At 71.6% G+C, this 20,468-nt stretch carries 19 protein-coding genes; 5 read left to right on the top strand and 14 right to left on the bottom strand.

What is annotated here, in order from left to right; translation table 11 throughout:
* Window positions 1-45 precede the first annotated feature (45 nt).
* The 9 genes from asnB to ACIP4P_RS09015 form a co-directional block, all read right to left on the bottom strand.
* On the bottom strand, window positions 46-1,878 hold the full coding sequence (asnB, locus tag ACIP4P_RS09055; protein WP_400916193.1) for an asparagine synthase (glutamine-hydrolyzing): 1,833 nt from the start codon (window positions 1,876-1,878) through the stop codon (window positions 46-48).
* Between the two features lie 39 nt (window positions 1,879-1,917).
* The gene (gene phzG, locus ACIP4P_RS09050; protein WP_400916191.1) at window positions 1,918-2,535 is read right to left on the bottom strand and encodes a phenazine biosynthesis FMN-dependent oxidase PhzG; all 618 of its coding nucleotides are present in this window, start codon (window positions 2,533-2,535) and stop codon (window positions 1,918-1,920) included.
* Window positions 2,532-2,939, bottom strand: a complete 408-nt coding sequence (locus tag ACIP4P_RS09045; protein ID WP_400916190.1) for a hypothetical protein — start codon at window positions 2,937-2,939, stop codon at window positions 2,532-2,534. Before ACIP4P_RS09045 ends, phzG begins: the two co-directional genes overlap by 4 nt.
* Window positions 2,936-4,840, bottom strand: a complete 1,905-nt coding sequence (locus ACIP4P_RS09040; protein WP_400916189.1) for an anthranilate synthase family protein — start codon at window positions 4,838-4,840, stop codon at window positions 2,936-2,938. The genes ACIP4P_RS09045 and ACIP4P_RS09040 overlap by 4 nt, the downstream gene beginning before the upstream one ends.
* The gene (locus ACIP4P_RS09035) at window positions 4,837-5,463 is read right to left on the bottom strand and encodes an isochorismatase family protein (RefSeq protein ID WP_400916187.1); all 627 of its coding nucleotides are present in this window, start codon (window positions 5,461-5,463) and stop codon (window positions 4,837-4,839) included. Before ACIP4P_RS09035 ends, ACIP4P_RS09040 begins: the two co-directional genes overlap by 4 nt.
* Window positions 5,464-6,185: 722 nt before the next feature.
* Window positions 6,186-7,436, bottom strand: coding sequence for an Ig-like domain repeat protein (locus ACIP4P_RS09030; RefSeq protein WP_400916185.1), 1,251 nt, complete (start codon window positions 7,434-7,436; stop codon window positions 6,186-6,188).
* A gap of 193 nt (window positions 7,437-7,629) precedes the next feature.
* The gene (gene dacB, locus ACIP4P_RS09025; protein ID WP_400916183.1) at window positions 7,630-9,237 is read right to left on the bottom strand and encodes a D-alanyl-D-alanine carboxypeptidase/D-alanyl-D-alanine-endopeptidase; all 1,608 of its coding nucleotides are present in this window, start codon (window positions 9,235-9,237) and stop codon (window positions 7,630-7,632) included.
* A gap of 110 nt (window positions 9,238-9,347) precedes the next feature.
* Window positions 9,348-10,688, bottom strand: coding sequence for an FtsX-like permease family protein (locus ACIP4P_RS09020; RefSeq protein ID WP_400916182.1), 1,341 nt, complete (start codon window positions 10,686-10,688; stop codon window positions 9,348-9,350).
* Window positions 10,685-11,425, bottom strand: a complete 741-nt coding sequence (locus tag ACIP4P_RS09015; RefSeq protein WP_400916180.1) for an ABC transporter ATP-binding protein — start codon at window positions 11,423-11,425, stop codon at window positions 10,685-10,687. Before ACIP4P_RS09015 ends, ACIP4P_RS09020 begins: the two co-directional genes overlap by 4 nt.
* 264 nt (window positions 11,426-11,689) lie before the next feature.
* Between ACIP4P_RS09015 and ACIP4P_RS09010 the strand changes: the two genes are divergently transcribed.
* From ACIP4P_RS09010 to ACIP4P_RS08995, 4 genes are all read left to right on the top strand, one after another.
* Window positions 11,690-12,754 carry a sensor histidine kinase gene (locus tag ACIP4P_RS09010; RefSeq protein ID WP_400916178.1) on the top strand — a complete coding sequence of 355 codons (1,065 nt, stop codon included), beginning with the start codon at window positions 11,690-11,692 and terminating at the stop codon, window positions 12,752-12,754.
* A 72-nt stretch (window positions 12,755-12,826) separates the two neighbouring features.
* Window positions 12,827-13,483: a response regulator gene (locus tag ACIP4P_RS09005; RefSeq protein WP_400916422.1), complete on the top strand. Its 657-nt coding sequence runs from the start codon at window positions 12,827-12,829 to the stop codon at window positions 13,481-13,483.
* Window positions 13,484-13,602: 119 nt separating this feature from the next.
* Window positions 13,603-14,775 carry a macrolide family glycosyltransferase gene (locus ACIP4P_RS09000; protein WP_400916176.1) on the top strand — a complete coding sequence of 391 codons (1,173 nt, stop codon included), beginning with the start codon at window positions 13,603-13,605 and terminating at the stop codon, window positions 14,773-14,775.
* A 178-nt stretch (window positions 14,776-14,953) separates the two neighbouring features.
* Window positions 14,954-15,307 (top strand): TetR/AcrR family transcriptional regulator, encoded by a 354-nt coding sequence (locus ACIP4P_RS08995; protein ID WP_400916420.1) that lies wholly within the window; start codon window positions 14,954-14,956, stop codon window positions 15,305-15,307.
* Here the strand turns inward: ACIP4P_RS08995 and ACIP4P_RS08990 are convergent.
* Window positions 15,248-16,516, bottom strand: coding sequence for a beta-ketoacyl-[acyl-carrier-protein] synthase family protein (locus ACIP4P_RS08990; protein ID WP_400916174.1), 1,269 nt, complete (start codon window positions 16,514-16,516; stop codon window positions 15,248-15,250). The two genes, ACIP4P_RS08995 and ACIP4P_RS08990, sit on opposite strands and share 60 nt — an antisense overlap.
* Before the next feature lie 66 nt (window positions 16,517-16,582).
* Here ACIP4P_RS08990 and ACIP4P_RS08985 point away from each other — a divergent pair, with 66 nt between their 5' ends.
* Complete coding sequence (locus ACIP4P_RS08985) at window positions 16,583-17,212, top strand: TetR/AcrR family transcriptional regulator C-terminal domain-containing protein (RefSeq protein ID WP_400916173.1); 630 nt, start codon at window positions 16,583-16,585, stop codon at window positions 17,210-17,212.
* A 15-nt stretch (window positions 17,213-17,227) separates the two neighbouring features.
* On the opposite strand, the gene ACIP4P_RS08980 is transcribed toward ACIP4P_RS08985, so the two are convergent.
* The 4 genes from ACIP4P_RS08980 to ACIP4P_RS08965 all read right to left on the bottom strand — a co-directional run bounded on the left by ACIP4P_RS08980 (window position 17,228) and on the right by ACIP4P_RS08965 (window position 20,287).
* Window positions 17,228-17,644, bottom strand: coding sequence for an organic hydroperoxide resistance protein (locus ACIP4P_RS08980; protein WP_400916418.1), 417 nt, complete (start codon window positions 17,642-17,644; stop codon window positions 17,228-17,230).
* A 2-nt stretch (window positions 17,645-17,646) separates the two neighbouring features.
* Window positions 17,647-18,591 (bottom strand): NAD-dependent epimerase/dehydratase family protein, encoded by a 945-nt coding sequence (locus ACIP4P_RS08975; RefSeq protein WP_400916171.1) that lies wholly within the window; start codon window positions 18,589-18,591, stop codon window positions 17,647-17,649.
* Window positions 18,592-18,697: 106 nt separating this feature from the next.
* Window positions 18,698-19,261, bottom strand: a complete 564-nt coding sequence (locus ACIP4P_RS08970) for a TetR/AcrR family transcriptional regulator (protein WP_350514275.1) — start codon at window positions 19,259-19,261, stop codon at window positions 18,698-18,700.
* Between the two features lie 78 nt (window positions 19,262-19,339).
* The gene (locus ACIP4P_RS08965; protein WP_400916169.1) at window positions 19,340-20,287 is read right to left on the bottom strand and encodes a TetR/AcrR family transcriptional regulator C-terminal domain-containing protein; all 948 of its coding nucleotides are present in this window, start codon (window positions 20,285-20,287) and stop codon (window positions 19,340-19,342) included.
* Window positions 20,288-20,468 lie beyond the last annotated feature (181 nt).

The following is a 20,468-nucleotide window of genomic DNA, read 5'->3' as shown; positions in this document are numbered from 1 at the left end:
TGGGATGGGTTTTCCCTGTGCTGAATTACCGTGGCACCGGCGCCGTCAGGACAGCCGGAGTTCGGGGCGGTAGACGTCCAGCCACGTGCTCAGATCGAGGACCCGATCCATGCCGTTGCGGACATCGAGGCTCATCGTGCCCGGGTCCTGCCGCGTGATCCGTTCGAGCCGACCACGGTCGACCAGTTCGAACACCGGGTCGTCGGTGGCGAGCAGTTCCCTGCTCTGTTCCAGCAGGGATGCCGCGTACTGCGGGGAGAGCGTGGCGGGGTAGGGCGATTTGGTCCGCTCCAGTACCGACCGGGGCAGGAGATCGGCGGTCGCGGCGCGCAGCAGGCTCTTCTCCCGGCCGTCGAAGGTCTTCATGGACCACGGGGTGTTGTAGACGTACTCCACCAGCCGGTGGTCGCAGAAGGGAACCCGGACCTCCAGCCCGACGGCCATGCTGATCCGGTCCTTGCGCTCCAGCAGCATGCGGACGAACCGGGTCAGGTGCAGGTGGCACATCACCCGCATCCGCAGCTCGTGGTCGCTCTCGCCGTCGGCCCGCTCGACCTCGGCGACGCCCTCGGCGTAGCGCTCGCGGATGTAGGCCGGCAGGTCGAGGGCGGCGGTGATGTCGGCGTTGAACCGGTCGGACGCCTGGGCCTTCGCGCCGCTGACGAAGACGGCCATCCACGGGAAGGTCTCCGCGGCCTGGACCTCCGGCTGGTGGAACCAGCGGTACCCGCCGAAGACCTCGTCGGCGGACTCCCCGGACAGGGCGACCGTGGAGTGCTCGCGGATCGCCCGGAACAGCAGGTACAGCGAGGCGTCGATGTTGCCGAAGCTGAACGGGCTGTCCCGCGCGGTGATGACCCTGCGGCGGATCTCCGGATCGGCCATCGCCGCGTGGTCGAGCACGACGGTCCGGTGCTGCGTGCCGACGTGCGCCGCCACGTCGAGCGCGTACGGGCCGTCCGCGGTGCCCCGCAGCTCGTCGGGGACGAAGTCCTCCTCCCGTCCGACGAAGTCCACCGCGAAGCTGCGCACCTCCTTGCCGAGCCGGGCGGCGGCCAGGGCGGTGATCGCGCTGGAGTCGAGCCCGCCGGAGAGCAGTGTGCAGCGCGGCACGTCGGAGACCAGCTGACGGTCCACGATGTCCTCAAGCAGAGTGCGCACGGTGTCGACGGTGGTCTGCCGGTCGTCGGTGTGGACGCGGGTCGGCAGGGTCCAGTAGCGGTGCTCGCGCAGGCCGCCGCGGTCGACGGTGACCACGCCGCCCGGGAGCACCTCGCGCATCCCGCACCAGACCGAGGCCCCCGGCGTGTGGGTGAAGCTGACCAGCTCCCGCAGGCCGGCGAGGTCGACCGCGCGCTCCGCCAGCGGGTGGGCGAGGATCGCCTTCGGCTCGGAGCCGAACAGCACCCCGTCCTCGGTGGCGTAGTAGTAGACCGGCTTGACGCCCAGCCGGTCGCGGATCAGCACGAGCCGCTCGACCCGGGCGTCCCAGATCGCGAAGGCGTACATGCCGTTCAGCCGCTCGGCGACCGCCTCGCCCCACTCCAGGTAGCCGTGGAGCACCACCTCGGTGTCGCTGCGGGTCCGGAACCGGTGGCCCCGGCGGACCAGTTCGCCCCTGAGCTCGGTGAAGTTGTAGACCTCGCCGCTGTAGGTGAGCGTCACCTCGCCGTCGTCGGTGCGCACCGACATCGGCTGGGTGCCGCCTTCGAGGTCGATGATCGACAGGCGCCGGTGGCCGAGCGCCGCGTGCCGGTCGAGCCAGGCGCCCTCGGCGTCGGGGCCCCGACAGGCCATGGTCAGGGTCATCGCGTCCAGGTCCGCGCGGTGCTGAGTCAGGTCCCGGTCGAAGGAGACCCAGCCCGATATTCCACACATCGACTTACCTTCTCCTGTTGGAGGACTTGGCGGGCACGGTCAGGGTTGGAGCCGGTCGGCGCGCCAGCCGGAGCCGTCGCGCTCGTAGCGGAGCCTTCGGTGCAGCCGGTCCGGGGCGGCCTGCCAGAACTCGACGGCCGCGGGCTCCAGCAGGTAGCCGAGCCAGCCGGCCGGGCGGGGCAGCGCCGTGCCGTCGCGGCCCAGTCGTGCGGCCTCCGCCCGCAGGGCGTGCTCGTCCGACAGCGGTGCGCTCTGGTGCGAGGCCACCGACATCGGGTGCGCGGCGGCCGGCCGGGCGGCCCACAGGGCGTCGCACTCCCCGTCGGGCAGCGGACGGGTCGGGCCGCTCACGATCGCCTGGCGGCCGGCCTCGCGCCAGTAGAGCACCCCGGATGCCCACGGCGTCCCGGCCAGGTCCCGGCCCTTGCGGCTGTCGGCGTGGCTGGCGAACACCAGGCCCGTGTCGCGGACCGCGAGCACCTGCACGATCCGGTTCGAGGCGTGGCCGCGGGCATCGGCGGAGGCCAGCGCCAGCGCGCCCGGCTCGCGGACGGCGTTCGCGACGGCGCTGTCGAACCAGGCCTGGAGCAGGCCCATCGGTTCGGCGGGCGGGGCGGCGAACTCGTCGGACGCCGGGGGCGGGGTCGACGCGCTCACGACGGCTCCTCGACGGGCTCGAAGGCGACGGGCTCGGACTCGACAGGCTCAACGGCAACGGGCTCGAAGGCCACGGGCTCGAAGGCGAGGCCCCGGTCGGGCGTCCCGCCGGAGCGGACGCCCTCCACGAGCGCCTCCACCTCGGTCGCCATCCGGAGGGTCGGCGGGTAGCCGATCAGCTCGGTGGCCCGGTTCGGCGGCATCGGCGCGGTCAGGTCGGCCGTGGACTCCCACAGCATCACCGCGCCCCAGCGGTTGGTCCGCCGGTCGGAGATCCAGATCTTCAGACGGAGTCCGTCGATCCCGGCCCACGGCTCCACGCCCTCGTCCCGCAGGTAGACCCGCAGGGAGTCGATGGTCTGGTCGGACCCGGAGAGGTCCCACCAGGAGATGGTGGCTATCACGCGTTCAGCACCTCCTTGATTTCCGTCAACGGGGCCAGCAGTGCGCCCAGGATCCGTACTCCGTCCCGGGTGAGCACCGATTCGAGGTGGAACTGCACCGAGCTGAAGTGCGGCCCGCGCAGGGCGTGCACCTCCCCGGTCCCGGCGTCCAGGCCGACCCGCACCTCGCCCACGCCGGGGCACTCCAGCTGCTCGGCCCGCGCGTAGGCCGCGTAGGAGTTGTAGAAGCCGACGTGCTCCCGCGAGCCGAACAGGTCGATCTCGCGCTGGGTCCCCTGGTTGGGGACCTGGCGGCGTCTCAGTGGCAGGCCGAGGTGCCGGCACAGCAGCTGATGGCTCAGGCACACGGCCAGGAAGGGGGTGCGCCGGGACAGCAGCTCCTCGATCGCCGAGGTGAGCCGGGCCATCCGGGGGTGGCCGGCCTCGCGCGGGTCGCCGGGGCCGGGGCCCAGGACGACGAGGTCGTGGTCGTCGAAGCGGTGCGGCGCGTCGAAGCCGGCCAGGTGCACCGTCAGCCCGACGGCGCGCAGCTGGTGGGCCAGCATCGCGCTGAAGGTGTCCTCGGCGTCGACGACCAGGGCCCGGCGGCCCGCCAGTACCGGGTGCGGCCGGGTCCGCGCCGCGGTGTCGCTGAGCCAGAACCGCGCGATCGTCCCGTTGCGCCGGCCCAGCGCCTCCCGGACCAGCGGGTGCGCGTCGAGCCGCTCGTCGGCGCCCAGTGCCGAGAGCAGGCCCGCGGCCTTGGTCCGGGTCTCGGCGACCTCGGCGGCGGGATCGGAGTGCCGGACCAGGGTCGCGCCCACCCCGACCTCGACCCGCCCCGCGCCGTCGGGGCCCGGGCCGCTGATGTCGGCGGTGCGGATCAGGATCGCGGAGTCCAGGGTGGGTGCGCCGTCGGCGCCGCGGCCGATGAGCGCGGCGACGCCTCCGTAGTAGCCGCGGCCGCGCGGTTCGTGCCGGGTGATCACCCGGCAGGCGTTCTCCAGCGGGCTGCCGGTCACCGTGGGGGCGAACAGGGTCTCCCGCAGGATGTCCCGGGGGTCGAGGTCGCTGCGCCCCTCGATGACGTACTCGGTGTGCGCGAGCCGGGCCATCTGCCGCAGGAACGGGCCCACCACCCGGCCGCCGCTGCGGCAGACGCGGGCCATCATCTTCAACTCCTCGTCCAGGACCATGTACAGCTCGTCGGTCTCCTTGCCGTCGGTCAGGAAGTCCATGACCTCGGACAGCACCGGTCCGCTCGCGGGGTAGCGGTAGGTCCCGCTGATCGGGGTCATCGCCGCGACGCCGTCCCGCAGGCTGACGTGGCGTTCCGGGGTGGCGCCGACGAAGGTGCGGGTGCCGGTGTGCACGAGGAACGTCCAGTAGGCGCCGGTCTCCCGGGTGAGCAGCCGCCGGAACAGGCTCAACGCGCTGCGCGTGGAGTAGCCGGTGACGGTGGCGACGAACGAGCGCTTGATGACGAAGTTCGACCCCTCCCCGGTGCCGATCTCGCGGTCGAGCACCGCGCGCACCGTGTCGGCGTAGGCCTCGTCGTCGGTGTCGAAGCGTCCGCCGGCCAGGCCGATCGGCTCGTCCGGCAGGCGCCTGAGCACCTCGGAGGTGGCGATCCGGCCCTGGTCGGTCACCGTCATCGCGAGCAGCGGCGAGCCGTCCGGGACGGCGGCGAAGCCGCGCTCGGCGATCTGCTGGTGCGGCACCAGGACCAGCACGTCGTGCCGGTCCTCGCCGGGGGTCCGGGGCCCTGCGCCCAGCGGGACGTCGGCGAGCCGGGCCGGGGTGCCGATCCGGCCCAGCAGGACGTCCATCCGGTCCGGGCCCAGGCTCTCGGGGCGGTGCAGGAGGGCGAAGGCGCCCGGATCGGGGCCCAGGACGCGCCCGAGCAACTGCGACGGGTTCATCGGAAGACCTCCTCGGTGGTGGTGACCACCGAGCAGCGGGCGGCCGCGTAGTCGAGGGCCAGCCGGTGGTACTCGGCGGAGAAGTCCCCGACGGCGTCGGCGACCAGGAACGGCTGGATGTCGTTGGTGAACGCCTCAAGGGCCGTGGCCAGGACGCCGACGTGCGCGTACACCCCGCAGAGGATCAGCTGGTCGCGGCCCTGGTCCCGCATGCGGGCCAACAGGGCGGACTTGAAGAACGCGCTGTAGCGCCACTTGGTGAACACGTCGTCCGTCGACCGGGGCGTCAACTCCGGTACGACCAGGCGGTCCTCGGGGGCCACGCTCATCCCGGGGCCCCAGAAGTCCTTGAGCAGACCGCGTTGCCGCTCCGTCATGCCGCCGGGCTGCGCGGTGTAGCACACCGGGACGTCGAGGGCGACACAACGCTCCCGCAGCGACGCGCAGTTGCGCACCAGCGGGTCGCGCACCGCCGGCGGGAACGGCGCGAGGAAGTAGCGCTGCATGTCGTGCACGAGCAGCACCGCCCGGCGCGGATCGGGGGTCCAGCGCGCGGTGTTGACGGGCAGGTCGTCCGTCGTCGTCGGAAGCGGGTAGGCCGCGATCGGCGTCAGGCCCGACACGATCCCTCCCCGGCCCGGTGCGACCCCACGTCAGCCGCGGTGCGTACCGCCAGGCCTCCCCGGCGGGGCCGCCGCCGGGCGACCGGGTCTGTCGAAGCTACGAGCGAGGTGGCGTTCAAGGTTTCTCCAGAGCTCGAACATGTCGGCACTCGCTGTTCGTGGAATTCCCGATTTCGGGAAATACGGAAAGGGATTTGCTGTGCACCCGGCAGAAAAGGCCGGGCGTTCCGCCACCGTGCGGCGGATATGGCGCGAGTAACTTTTGTTTGCCATCCCGACCCCGCGACGCCAGTCATACAACAGTCGGAAATAGGCCGCTGTCAAGGCGTGAATAAAGTGCTGTACGGAGTATTTCTTCGATCTTCCGGCTATGAGTCCACGCGTCGCCACGGCAGCTGGAATTCTTGATCGATTCCCCGTTCGCACTGGTCAGCGGAGCGGATTTTCGCCGTCGGCGACCGACCTCGATCGCGCCGTAGCACTCCGGCACGGCCGGCCGGGACGTGCCGACGGCTCATGACGACGCACCATGAACCACAGTGATTCATCAATACTTGAGCGGCCCTGAAGGCGACCCCTAGGAAGCATTCCGGCCCGTAGCAGGTGTTCGCGATGCCGGCGCCCAGGACGAGGTCCACCCGGTCCGGGCAAGCGTACGCACCCTCGGTCGGGCGGGAACCCACCAGGGTGCGTCTGCTGGTTGCGTGGTGCGGTGTGCCGGGTCAGTTCACGGTGACGGTGGTGGTTTCGGGGTTGCCGCCGTTGCCCTGGTAGACGGAGTCGCCGCTGTAGACGGCGGTGATGGTGTGGGTGCCGGTGGTGTGGAAGGTGGTGACCAGGCCGGCGGCGGCGCAGTGGCCGAGGGAGAGGAACAGGGGTTCGGTGCCCAGGGCGGTGCCGGTGGTGGTGTCGGTGAAGGTGACGGTTCCGGTGGGCTTGGTGGTGGAGCCCGGGGCGGGGCAGACGAGGTCGCTGAGCACGACGGGCCGGCCGACCCGGGTGACGGGGATGAGTGCGGTCAGGGTGGTGGTGACGGGTTTGCCCGTGGTGTAGGTGAGGGTGACCTGCGCCGGGCCCGACGCGACCGCGGAGGTGCCGCCGGAGGGGACGAGGTTCGATCCGCCGCCACCGCCACCCGGCCCGAGGGTGCCGTTGCCGCCGATGGCCACGCAGCCGCCGCCCCCGCCGCCGCCGAACCAGCCGCCGCCACCGCCCCCACCGCCGAAGGCGCCCCCGCCCTGGCCCCCGGCACCCGGCTCGCCCATGGTGCCGGAACCGGTTCCGGGGGGACCCGCAGGACAGCCGGCACCCCCGGTTCCTCCGGCTGCCTGGGTCGCACCGCCGCCGCCCCCGGCGCCTTGGGGCCGCTGGCCGCCGGATCCTCCGGTGTCTCCCGCGTTTCCGCCGGTGGCCCCGGTGGCGGGGGTCTGCGCGATTCCTCCGCCACCGCCGCCTCCGCCGGCGGCGACGATCAGGCGCGGGTCGGTTGCGGGGACACCGGTCAGAACGCAGTTCGCGGCGGTCGAGGCGCAGGTGCGGATGTCGCTGGAACCGCCGCCGGTACCGCCGCTGCTCACGTCGGGGACACCGCCGGCGGGGCCGCCGCCGGTGTCGACGTTGACGTAGAGGGTGCTGCCGGGCGTCACGGTGACGGTGCCGCTCACGTTGGCGCCGCTGCCGCCGGTTCCACCGTTGGCGGCACTCTGGCCTTCGGCCCCGGTGGCGGTGACGGACAGTCGGGTGACACCGGCCGGGACGGTGAACGCCTGGTCCGCGCCGGCGGTGGCGAAGGTGCAGGTGGTGGTGGTACCGGTGGTCGTGCAGGCGCCGGCCGCGTGGGCGGGCGCGGCAAGCGCCACCGGCGCGACGGCGGCGCAGAGCACCCCGGCCGCGACGGCCAGCGCCCGGCCCCGCCGGCCCGCCGAACCGGGACGGTGCCCGACAGCGGGGGCCTCTGACAGTGAGAACGTCATGATCAACTCCAGACGACGGAAGGGGGTCTCGGCGAGCAGTCGCCATCCGCCACTGTCGATCACCCAGCAGGGGCCGCGGCCGCCCACCGACCTGACACACCACCGATTCACCTCTCCGGACCCCACCCCCGGGACCCGCTGGAACCCGACTCCGTCCCCGGTTGCCGAAGCGATCACCTCATCGGGCTGCCCGTCACGCCTTGGGCGACTCGTAGACCGTGGCGGCCATCGCTCCCAGTTGCTTGTTGGCCTTGAGAGCGAGGTCGATGGCATCGCTCACCGAGCCACCGGGCACCGGAATGTTGTTCACGTACATCGCGAAGGCGTAGCGGTGGCCGTCCTTCGCGTCGATGTAGCCCGCGAGTGCCTTGGTGCCGAGGGCCAACTCGCCCTGGTAGGAGCTGACCAGGGTGCCGGTCTTCGCACGGATGTGTCCGGCGGCGGGATCGGTGCGGTCGATGACGTCGGCGAGCGAACCGTCGACGCCCATGCTCGGCATGGAGTCGTAGAAGACGTCGAAGTCGTCCTGCCGTGCCAGCTGCCGCAGCAGCGCCACCTGGGCGGTCGGCGTCGCCTTGTCGCCGGGGAGTCCCTGGGCGTCGACGAGGCTCACCGACTGCGGGTCCACCCCCGAGCGGGCGAGGAAGTCCTTCTCGATCTTCATGCCGTCCGCGTAGGTCCGCTGCCCGTTGTGCACCGCCATCAGCGGCGGCAGGAGGTTCGCCCCGAGATTGTGGCTGACCTTGTTGATCAGCTTGGCGTACTCCTTGAAGGGCGGCGAGGTGTAACTCGCCGACACGGGGAGCGAGTTCACCTCAGCCGACGGAGGGAGCCGGCTGTCCGGGTTCGCTCCCAGCGAGGGGGCGGATACGCTCACGCCGTTCCTGCCGAGTGCCTCGATGAGGACGGTGCGGGCGAACGCCGCCGGGTCGGGAACCTGGTAGGTCGTCACGAAGGGGGCCTTCGCGTCCGCGGGTACGGAACCTCGCACGCGAATGTGCCCGGGGCTCACGCTCTCGGTCGTCACCGTCGGCTTGCTTCCGGCGGGCGTGGTGGTCACCTGCGCGTCCACGCCGAAGGCGGCGGTCTTGGGGCGCCAGTCGACCTTGGCCGGCCCGCCGGGTGCGCCCGGCGTGATGAGCACGTCGATCAGGTTGTCGTTGACGACGGTCGGAGTGACCGGCACCCCGCCGATCGACACCGGATCCCAGAGCCGGTTGTCGATCACCACGTCGCCGTCGACATGGCGGACGCCACTGGCCGCGACCTGCCGGGCCAGCTCGTCGATTCCCGCCAGCGGGTCCTCGGCGGTGATGGTCGCCAGGCCGGGGACGGCGTTGGCGTCGTAGTGGTCGAAGTCGGGGACGTCCAGTCCGCCCGACGCGGTGGTCCGCCCGCCGAGTGCCAGGTCGCCGCTCCCGACCAGGATGAGGTCGCCGGAGAGCCGCCCGTCCGCGGAGACCGTACCGGAGTGCACCACAGGCGTACGGAAGCGATGGTCGCCGCCCAGGACGTCGAGCGCGGCACCGACCGCGAAGGTCTTGGCCGTCGAACCGGTCATGAACTGCGTATCGGCACCCTTGGACTGGACGACCTTCCCGGTCTTCAGATCGGCGACCTGAAGGCCCCACTGGCCCGATGACCACGGTGCGGTACTCATGAGCTTCTGCAGGTCGGCGCTCACCCGGGTGGCACCCGGGGCCGGAGAGGCCGAGGTGTCCGCGGAGTCGTGGGAGCACGCCGTCATCGCCACGGCGGCCGCGATCGAAGCGGCGAGTACCAGGGCTGCGCGCCTCCGCACCCGAGGTGCCTTGATTCCGGAGGGGGAATTGCTTGTCATTCGTTCTTTCCTGTTCGACATTCGGGCTCGATCGTCGACGAGCACGGTGAGGTTGGTTGCCGCGTCCCGGTTCACGAGCGCAGGGCCCGGACCGCGACCGTGCGGGAGACCCGGGCGGCCTGTAGGACCAGCGCGAGGCAGGTGGTGGCCAGCGTCCCGGCGGCGAGCGCCCCGAGGGTGGCCCAGGGGAGGTCCGCCAGGACCCGGACGACGTCGGTCCGGGCGCCCAGGGCGATGGTGAGGCTCGACACGGCGAGGAAGAGCGCGCCGAAGACGATCGCCGTCCCCGCGTAGATCGCCCCCTCGTAGACCAGCGACCGGGTGACCACGCCCGGCCGCGCACCGGCCACCGTCACGACGGCGGAGTCACGGACGCGTTCCCGCCCGACGAGGGCGATCACGGCGAGGCCCCCGACCCAGGACACGACGAAGACCCAGCCCAGCACGACGAGGATGTTGTCCAGCCCGGTACTGCCGCCGGGCATGACGTTCCCCATCACCATGAAGAGGCCGACGAACGACAGGGAGAGCGCGAAGGGCAGCACCGTGGTGACGCTCCTCGCCGCACGGGCCCGGCACGACCGCACGGCAAGGTGCCAGGCGACGCCGCGCGAGGGCACCAGCGCCGTCCAGAGCCTCATCAGCGGGGTGAGCACCCACGGCCCCATCAGCAGCAGCAGGCAGACGAGGAAGAGGTTCCCGGCGAACGCGAAGGCCGTCCGCTGGGCGAACCCGCCCTTGAGGTCGAGGCCCAGACCGGGGATCCACATCCCGACCACACCGGCGAGCAGGCACAGGGCGAGCACACCGCGGACGACGCCCGTCCGGGCCGGGGGATCGGAGTGGTCCCGGAAGGCGTGCATCTCCGGCGTCCTGGCGGCCCGCCGGGTGACGCCCCAGCCCCCGAGCAGGCACGGAACCAGTCCGAACAGCGCGTTCACGCCGACGTACCAGAACCGGAACCCGACCGAGGCCCCGTGCAGGTCGAGCCCCGCCCCCCTCCACTGCGCGAGGGCGACGCCCGCGACCACCAGGGCGAGCGGTGCGGCCAGCACGCCGGCCACCGTGCCCAGCACCACCAGTTCCGTCCGCAGGACGAACCTGACCCGGTGGCGCGGAATCCCGAGGATCACCCACAGGGCGTGCTCGCGCCGCTGGGTCGTCAACGTCAGGCCGACCGCGGAGGCGACGATGCCGACGGCGGCGAGCACGGTGAAGAAGACGATGTTGCCGCCGAGGGCGGTCGACGCGGAGACCATCCGCGCGTCACCCGCCGCCCGCGCCGCCGAGAGGGCGGTGAACATCGCGATGGCCGAGCCCGCCGAGCACGCCGCGCCGACCGTGGCGCACAGGAGCGTCCACCACCACATCGAGGCCTGGAGGCGGATGTCCGAGAGCACGAGGCGGATCACGACTCCTCCCCGCCGGCCTCGTCCGCCGACTGCGCCGAGAGGACGGCGTCGCCCACCGCGCGGGAGTCGCCACCGGGAATGACGGCGTGCACCCGCCCGGACCCCATCACCACGACCTGATCGGCCCGCGCGGCCGCATGGGGGTCGTGGGTGACCATGAGCACCGTGCTCCCCTGCGCGGGGAGCGCCTGCAGCCAGTCGAGCACCACATGACCCGACTTGAGGTCGAGCGCACCCGTCGGCTCGTCGGCGAAGACGATCCGCGGCCGGTTCGCCACCACCCGGGCCACCGCGACGCGCTGGCGCTCGCCACCGGAGAGGCGGTCGGGGCGTCGCCGCGCGTGCTTGGCGATGCCCAGCCGCGCCATGGCGTCCTCGACCCGGGCCCTGGGCACCCGGCGGCCGGCCAGCCGCGCCGGCAGGGCGATGTTGTCCTCGACCGTCAGCGAGCTGACCAGGTTGTACTCCTGGAAGACGAAGCCGATGTTCTCGCTGCGGAACGCGGCCTGCTTGCGGGGGCCGAGCGAGCGGAGGTCCGTCCCGAGGACCTCGACGGACCCCGCCGTCGCCTGCTCCAGGCCGGCCGTGCAGAGCAGGAGCGTCGACTTGCCCGAACCGGAGGGGCCGACGACGGCGGTCAGCCGGCCTTCGGGAATGTCCAGGTCGATGTCGTGCAGGACGCGCGTCGTCTCGCCCCGGCGGCCGGGAAGGGGGAATTCCGTCCGAAGGCCGCGCAAACGAATGCACGGCACGGGAGCGGCAGTGGAAAATGACATGACCCAAGGAAAGCCGCGACGGGCGGTGGAGTGCACGGGTGCCCGCACTGCTATTGGAAGTAGACCTGGGTCTACCGCTCGACCGATCCGAACTGTGCGAAGATATTGATCATGGCGCAGATTCGTGTTCGTGTCGCCCGGAGGCTCCTGACCGAATTCGTCGCAGCGGCCGCCTTTCCGATCCTCCTGATTTCCGTTCTCGCCGCACCGGTCTCGGTCCCGGTGGTGGCCGAGCTGGATCGCTCCAGGGCGCAGTGGTGCGGCGTCCGGACGGTGCCGCTGCGACCCGTCGACCGCAGCTGGGCGCGGTGGGTGGCCGGTCGGCTGCGGACACGGTCGGTGTGGCGGACCGACCTCCCCGTGTTCGCCACCGCCACGCTCCTGTCCGCGCTCTCGCTGCTGGTGGGATTCCTCGGATTCTTCAGCGCCCTCGCGCTGGTCCTCTCCCCCGTCCTCTGGGGTTTCGGCATCGCCGCGAAAGTCGGCCCGTTCACCCCGGCCGCCCTGTGGGAGACCCTCGTGGCGGTGCCCTCGGGCATCGTCCTCGGCGCGGTCACCGGGGGTGCGCTGGCCGGCGTCTCCCTGCTCCGCGACCTGCTCCTGCGGGCCTTCTCGGAGCGCCGGAACCCCGACCTGCTCGCGAAACTGGAGGAACTCCGCGCCAGCCGGGCCTCGTTGACGGTGGCCTTCGAGAACGAGCGCCGACGCATCGAGCGCGACCTGCACGACGGCGCCCAGCAGGAACTCGTCGCCCTCGTCATGCGCCTGGGGATCCTGGAGGCCGCGGCCTCGGCCTCGGCCATCGACGAGGAGCGGATCGTCCAGCTGGCCCGCCAGGCCCAGGGCCAGGCGGAGCGCGCGCTCGAACGGCTGAGGGAGACGGTGCGCGACATCCACCCCGGCGAACTGAGCGATCTCGGTCTCATCGCCGCCGTCCGGGAGCTGGTGGCCAGATCACCGTTGCGGGTCGAACTGACCAGCACCGGTACGGACGCCCGGCTCTCCTCGCCGATCGCCGCGGCCGTGTACTTCACGGTCTCCGAGGCCCTGACGAACATCGCCAAGCACGCGGGCGTCGACAGCGCCCGGATCGAGCTGCGGTGCTCCGACAGCGGGGTGCGCGTCCTGGTGCGGGACGACGGCGCCGGCGGCGCGCGGATCAGCACCGGTTCCGGGCTCTCCGGGCTGCGTGAGCGGATGCGAAGCGTCGGTGGGAACCTCGAAATCATCAGCCCGCCGGGCGGCGGGACGGAGATCGTGGCATCCGCCCCGGCCGAACCCCCGTGGTGACGGAATTCGACCGGGAAGAGCGGGACGGGAAAGCGGAACGGGGAAAGCGATGGGACATCGATCGTGAGAATCATCCTGGCGGACGACAGTCTGCTGATTCGCGCCGGAATCCGGGAGATCCTGGTCTCCAGTGCCCACGACGTGATCCGCGAATGCGAGGACGCCGACGAACTGGTCGCGGCGGTCGACGAGCTCACCGCCGCCGGCGCCGCCCCCGATCTGGTGATCACGGATGTCCGCATGCCGCCCGGTAACACCGACGACGGACTCCGGGCCGCGATCGACATCCGGTCCCGGCACCAGGACCTGCCGGTCCTGGTCCTCTCCGCCTACGTCACGGGCCCGTACGTGCGTGAACTCCTGAACGGCCCGGGCACCGACGGGGCCGTCGGCTACCTGCTCAAGGAGAAGGTGGGCAGGGTGGCGGACTTCCTGCGGGCCGTCGAGACGGTCGCCGGCGGTGGAGTGGTGATCGACCCCGAGGTGGTCCGCCACGTCACCCGCGCCGACCCGCCCCGGGGCCCGCTCGCCCGGCTCACGGCGCGCGAACAGGAGGTGCTCGCCCTCATGGCCGAAGGCCGCTCCAACGCGGAGATCGCGGCGCAGCTGTTCCTCTCGGGCGCCGCCGTGGCCAAACACGTGGGGAACGTCTTCCTGAAACTCGGCATGCCTTCCGGCGAGGACAACCGCCGGGTGAAGGCCATCCTGACCTGGTTCGAATACAACTGACTCCGGCGTGACTTCGTGATCCATCCGGTCGAGAGGTCGGCGAGCGGTCGCCGACCGTGGCTGCGGTGAGTCGCGAATCTCGATGGCGTTGCGGCGTCGGGGCTGCCAGTGTGTCCCTCGTGTTGAAGAAGTTACTCTTCATGACCCTGGCTGGGCATGGTCACATCAATCCGATGTTGCCGTTGGTCGAGGAACTCGTACGGCGCGGGCACCAGGTGGACTACGCCACCGGTGCAGGCCACGCGGCCGCGATCACCGGCGCCGGCGCACGGTGGTTGGAACTACCGCCACTGGAGCCGTTCACACCGCCATCAAAGATCGGCCCGGAGGCCGTGGCCGGCTGGTTGCGCCACTACTTCGCGGCAATGAGTGCGACCTACCCGGTGCTGCGGAAGTACTGCACCTCGGAGCCGGTGGACGCAATCTGTTACGACACGACGAACTGGCCTGCACGGATCATCGCCAGGAGGCTGGGCATCCCCGCCGTGCAGTGCTTCCCCCACCTCGCCTCGAACGAGACGTACTCACTGGACCGGCAGTTGACTGCGGGGCTCGACACCGACGATCCGGCGATGGCCCTGCTCGCCGCCGACTGTGCGGCCTTCTCCGCCGAGTACGGTGTCCCGCTCGGTGTCGCCGACACCATGACGATGGCGGACGGGCTCAACCTCGTCTTCGTCCCGCGAGAGTTCCAGCCGGCCGCTGACAGTTTCGACGAACGTTTTCAGTTCATCGGTCCTTCGATGGGCAGGCGCGAGCAGGCCGAACAGTGGTCACCGCCCGACCCCGACGCGCCACTGCTGTATGTCTCACTGGGCACCGTCTTCAACGGTCGCCCGGAGTTCTACCGCGCCTGCATGGAAGCCGTCGCCGACGGACCGTGGCAGTTGGCGATGACCGTGGGCGATACGGACGCCGCCGTACTGGGCGCCGTCCCGAGCCGGGTGGACGTCCGTCCGCGATTCCCGCAACTGGCGGTACTCCGCCGTGCCACCGCCTTCGTCTCGCACGCCGGGATGAACTCCGTCATGGAGGCGCTGCATTACGGGGTCGGCCTCGTCGCCGTCCCGCGGACACCCGAGCAGGCTGCCAACGCCGGGCGCCTGGAGGAGCTCGGGCTCGGCGAACGCCTGGACGCCGACATGGTGAGCGCCGAAGCACTGCGGGCGGCGATCAGCAGGGTTGCCTCGGACCCGGCAGTACGCGTCAACCTTGCGGGAATGCGCCAAGCCATCCTGCGAAGTGGTGGAGTCACCCGCGGCGCCGACGTGATCGAGCAGTACCTCCGTTAGAAGACGGCGTGCTGATCGTGGACGAGACCGGCTTTCCGAAGAAGGGCACTGCCTCAGCCGACGTACAGGAACCGCCCCGCCCGCAACACCGACCCGACCGACCCAGCCGACCCGACCGACCCCCACCCGGCGCGCAGCGGAACCCGCCACCACCGCACGGGAACAGACGCGCCGCCGGATCATCGCGGCCGCGACCCGCCTGCTGGAGCAAGGGGGCCGCGACTCGGTCACCACCCGGGCGGTCGCCGACGCCGCCGGACTGCAACCGCCCGCCCGCTACCGGCGGTTCGGCGACGAGGACGGGCTGCTGGACGCGGTGGCCGAGCACGGTTTCACCCGGTTCCTGGCAGCCAAGCAGCAGATCGCACCCTCCCCCGACGACCCGGTCACGGAACTGCGCGTCGGCTGGGACACCGTGGTCGCGTTCGGGCTGGCCAACCCCGCGCTGTCGACCGCTGCGCGGCCGGGTGGGTCACGGCGTCGACGAGGCCGCTCGGGACGTGTGGTGCCGGGCGTTGGTGACGATGAGTGAGACGTTCTGCCCGCCGAAGCCGAAGGAGTTGCTGAGCACGGCCTCCTGGGGGGCGTCCCGTCGGTCCGCGACGACGTCGAGGTCGAGGTCGGGATCGACGCCGGCCGCGGTGAGGTTGCGGGTCGGCGGGATGACGCCGTGCTCGACGCTGAGGACGGCGATGAGCGCCTCGATCGCGCCAGCGGCTCCGAAGAGGTGGCCGAGCGCCGCCTTGGGGGCCGTCACGGTGGCGCGGCCGAAGACCGCCCTGATGGCGTGTGCCTCGGCGGCGTCGCCGACCGGGGTTCCGGTGGCGTGGGCGTTGATGTGGCTGATCCGCTCGGGGGCCAGGCCGGCTTGCGCGAGGGCCTTGCGCATGGCCGACATCTGGCCGGAGCCGTCGGCGGCGGGCACCGTGATGTGATGGGCGTCGGCGGCGATGCCGGCGCCCGCGAGGACGGCGTGGACGTGCGCACCCCGGGCGGCGGCGTGTTCGGCGCTTTCGAGGACCACGACGGCCGCGCCCTCGCTGAGGACGAATCCAGTGCGGTCCGCGGCGAACGGCCGGGAGGCCGAGGCGGGTTCGGCGGTGCACCGCGCCAGTGCCTGGGCCTGGACGAAGCCGGCGACGGTGATCGGGGTGATCGCGGCCTCGGTCCCGCCCGCGATGACCACGTCCGCCTCGCCGGCCCGGATGAGCCTGGCCCCGAGGGCGATCGCCTCGGCACCGGAGGAGCACGCCGAGACGGGCGTGTAGACCCCGGCCCGCGCACCGTACTCGATGCTGATCAGCGCCGCCGCCGCGTTGGGCATGAGCATCGGGACGGTGCGGGGCGAGACCCGCCGCGCCCCGGCCGTCTCCAGCGCGTCGTCCTCCTTCAGCAGCGTCCGGACGCCGCCGATGCCGGTGCCGATCGCCGAGGCGAGCCGGTCCGGGTCCACCTCCGGGGTGCCGGCGTCGGCCCAGGCCTCGGCCGCCGCGACCAGGGCCGCCTGCTGCGAGCGGTCGAGCCGCCTGGCCTGGACCCGCGGCAACAGTCCGGCGGGGTCGACCGCCATGGTGCCCGCGACGGTGTCGGGGAGGCCGGCGCCCTCGTGGCCGGGCAGGACGCCGCCGCGGATGCCGGACTCGCCGGCCAGCAGGGCCTCCCAGGTGGAGGCCACGTCCCCACCGAGTGGGGTGATCGCGCCGAGTCCGGTCACGACGACGTCAACTTCAGTCCGGTGCATGCCCCTGGACCTTTCTTGTATGCGATACAAGTGAATGAGCCCTGTTGTATCACATACAATTAGCGGGTGGAGAAGAAGCGAACCGAAGCCCGACCGACACCCGCCCGGCCACGGGACCGCGGTCGCGCCACCAGGCGCCGGCTGATCGAGGAGACCGCCCGGCTCTGCGAGGAGCGCCCCGGCGCCGAGGTGAGCGTCGCGGAGATCGCCAACGCCGCAGGCGTCTTCCCCAACCAGGTCACCTACCACTTCGGCTCGAAGGACTCCCTGCTCGTGCACGCCGCCTTCCTCGGCCTGCTGCACGACGCCCGCCGGATCGAACGCATCGGCCGCCAAGCCCCCGACGCGGCGGCCTTCCGACGCAACATCGCCCGCGCCGTCCTGGCCATGCCCTCGCTCCCGTCCGTCGCCCGGGCACTCGCCGCCGGCATCTCCAAGCCCGAACTCGCCCCCGTCGTCGACCAGCACCTCCAACTGCTGTTCCGGCAGTCCGAGCGCTTCGTGGGCCAACTCCTCGACAGCCGCGGCTGGAAGACCCGCCGCCCGCTCAGCACGGAGACCAGGACCTTCTGGAGCACCGCCCTCGGCGCGGTCCTGCTCGTCCGCGCCGGAGCGAACGGCACCGTCACCGACCTCGACCTCGCCGGAGCACTGACCATCCACGACGAACCCGAGCCCGGCCGGGCCGAAGGCTGACCAGTCGCCCGCCGGTCAGACGGCGACGCGCAGGGTGACGTCGACGTTGCCGCGGATCGCCCGCGAGTACGGGCAGCGCCCGTGGGCGTCCCCGGCCAGCGACTCGGCGTCCGCCTGCGACAGCCCGGGCAGCAGCACGGACAGTTCGACGTCGAGCAGGAACCCGGCGTCGTCCCGGGCGAGAGCCACCCGCGCGACGACCGTGTCGCCGGACAGGGTGACCTTGCGTTCCCGGGCGACCAGCCGTAGCGCGCTGTGGAAGCAGGCCGAGTAGCCCGCGCCGAACAACTGCTCGGGGTTGGTCGCCGTGCCGGAGCCGCCGGCTTCCCTGGGGAGCGCGAGCGCGGTGTCCAGCAGGCCGTCGCTGGAGCGGACCCTGCCGTTGCGGCCGTCACCGCTGGAGGTCACCTCGGTGGTGTAGAGGGTCTGCATGGTCACTGTCCTTCCTGGGCGGAGTGGGCGAACCAGTCGAGGGTCGTGGCGAGCGCTTCGCGCATCGGGGTGGCGCGGGCACCGAACGTGCTGGTGTAGAGCGAGTCGTCCATGACGAACGGCTCGGTGTGCCAGTAGAAGAGTTCGCGGTACTCGGCCATGAACTCCTCGTCGTACGGGCCGAACGGCTCCGCCTCGCGCTGCACCGTGAGCTGCGTCGGCTCGCCGGTCAGGTCGCCGATGATGCCGTGGATCTGCCGGGTCGTGTACGGGCCGTCGACGGGCAGGTGCCACAGCCTGCCGAGTGCGCGCTCGTCGGAGCCGAGCACGGCGAGGCCGGCGGCGAGGTCGGGCACGTAGGTGTAGCTCCGCGGCAGGTCGATGTCGCCCAGCCCGAGCCTGGCGGCGCCGGCCAGTGCGGCCGGGAACACCGACGCGCCCAGCGAGGACAGCAGCACGCGCGGGCCGAAGAAGTCGGCCGCCATGCCGAGCGCGACGCGGACGTCCCCACGCTGGTGCGCGGCCAGGTACCGCTCGGTGATCGCGGCGCGCGTCTTCCCCTTGGGGCCCGGCGCGGCGAGCGGCGTCCGCTCGGTCATCGGCACCCCGCCGGTCGGGCCGTACTGGTTGAGCGTCTCGACGGTGACCAGCTTCGCGCCGCTGCGGCCGACCACGTCGAGCAGCGCGTCCTGGATCACGGGCAGCACCTGCGGTTGCAGCTGGTACGGCACGTGCGTGCAGTTGTAGACGACGTCGGCGCCCTCGACGATCTCGGCGAGCTTCGCCCGGTCGGTCACGTCGGCGGCGACCCGCACCGAACCGGCGATCTGCTCCCCACCGCCGGACCGGTTCACCGTGCACACCCGGTTGCCCTGGGCGACGAGCCGCTCGGCGAGGGTCAGGCCGACGGGTCCGGTGCCGAGGACGACGTGCAGTTCCTGGCTCATGACTTCTCCTTCAGAGATTGAGTGGTTAACCACTCACACTTTGGGTCAAAAGAAAGGCCGCATGATGCGGCCGTTCTCGCAGCGAAAACTCGGTCGGTGACGGAAATCAGTAGTGGCGCAGGCCCGCCGAGAGCGTGTTCGCCCACGGCGCGTCGACCTCGGTGGCGCCGATCGCCACCACCAGGTGGCACAACGCCCCCCTGGCCATGAAGTACTGGACCGCGTCGGCGTCCGCGCCGGAAACGCTGCGCACGTACTCGACGGTCCTGGCGTAGCCGCGCCGCACCACCTCGCGCACCGCGGGCTCGGACGCCGCGGCCGCCTGGGCGTGCACCTGGACCAGCAGCAGGTCCTGGTCGGCGATGAGCCGGGCGTACTCGTCGCCCATCGCCATCAGCACCTCGTGCGGCTCGCTGCCGCGCGCCTTGGCCGCGCCCCTGGCGAAGCTGTCCCGCACGAGGTCGAAACAGTGTTCGACGACCGCGAGGAACAACGCCTCCTTGTTGGGGAACAGGCGGTAGACATAGGCCTGCGAGATGCCCGCCCGCTTCGCCACCTCGGTGGTGTTGGTGCCGTAGTAACCACGGGCCGCGAAGCTGCTGACCGCGGTGCTGAGCACCACTTCCCTGCGTTCCTCCGCGGTGCTGAGCACCCGTCCCGTCGTCGCCATATGAGTAATAAACCACTCACACTTCCCCGAGTCAACCCTTCCCCCGCTTCCCGCCGGGCCGGCCCGACGCAGGGCCCGTCAGGCGGCCTCGATGATGAGGGCGATGCCGTCGAGGAGCGGCTTGAGGCCGAACTCGAACAGGGTGTCCAGGTCGAGGTCGTAACCGTCCTTGCAGCTGTTGGCGATCCTGGTGAACACGGGATACCGGGTCGCCACGGTGATCGCCGCGAAGGCGGGGGCCTGACGGTCCATCCACTGGTCCTCGGACAGGCCGGTGGCGGCCTCGGCCTGGGCTTCCCGTTCCAGATGTACGGCGATCCCGTGGACGTAGCCGTAGAGCAGGACGTGCAGGTCGAGCATGGTCTCCGGTTCGAGGCCATGGCCGTCGAGGGCGGCGAGCGCCCACTCCGCATGAGCCATCAGGGCCGGAAGCATCAGCGGCCGGGTGAGGGAGCCCACCTGGGAGAGCCAGGGATGCCTGCGATGGATCCCCCACAGGGTCCGCGCCCCGAGTTCCAGGCGGGCCCGCCACCCTTCCGGCGGCTCGACCGGGTAGGTCTCCTCGCCGAACGCCGCGTCCGCCATCAGCAGGACCAGGTCGTCCTTGCTGTTGACGTACCGGTAGGGGGACATGGCGGCGACGCCGAGCCTGGCGGCGACGCTGCGCATCGACACCGCGCCCAGCCCCTCGCCGTCCGCGAGGTCCATCGCGGCGCGGACGATCCGCTCACGGCTCAGTTCGTGATCGGGCAGGAGCGCGGACGGGGACCTGCGCCTGAACGGGACGCGACCCTCCGCCGGGGCCGGGGCCGCCACCACGGTACCGACCCGGGGACGGGCCTCGACCAGGCCTTCCAGGCGCAGCGCGGTGAGGGCCTTCGTGGCCGTGGCGAGCGCGACTCCCCATTCACGGGCGATCTGACGTGTCGACGGCACGCGTTCGCCCGGGGCGAGCGCGCCCTCAGCGATGCGCCGGGCGATCTCGTCGGCGATGCGTCGGAACGGCGGGGCGGACTGCGAGGCCATGTTGTCGGCTCCTGGAGGGATTTCTTTCGGGACTCACCGGACCTGTACTAGTTCAGACCCTAGCAGCGGGGGCAGCCGGAATCGGCCTGCTGTCCTAGGACAGAAGGAGGAAAATGGCAGTTGGCAGCGCTGTGCATACGCCGTACATTCAGAGCGCGTACAGCGTATGGAAGTGCTCGTA

Origin of the sequence: Kitasatospora sp. NPDC089509, from assembly GCF_044749365.1 — a bacterium.
Lineage (GTDB): Bacteria > Actinomycetota > Actinomycetes > Streptomycetales > Streptomycetaceae > Kitasatospora.
The sequence above is the reverse complement of the archived record's forward strand: the minus strand, read 5'-3'. Positions and strand labels throughout refer to the sequence as shown.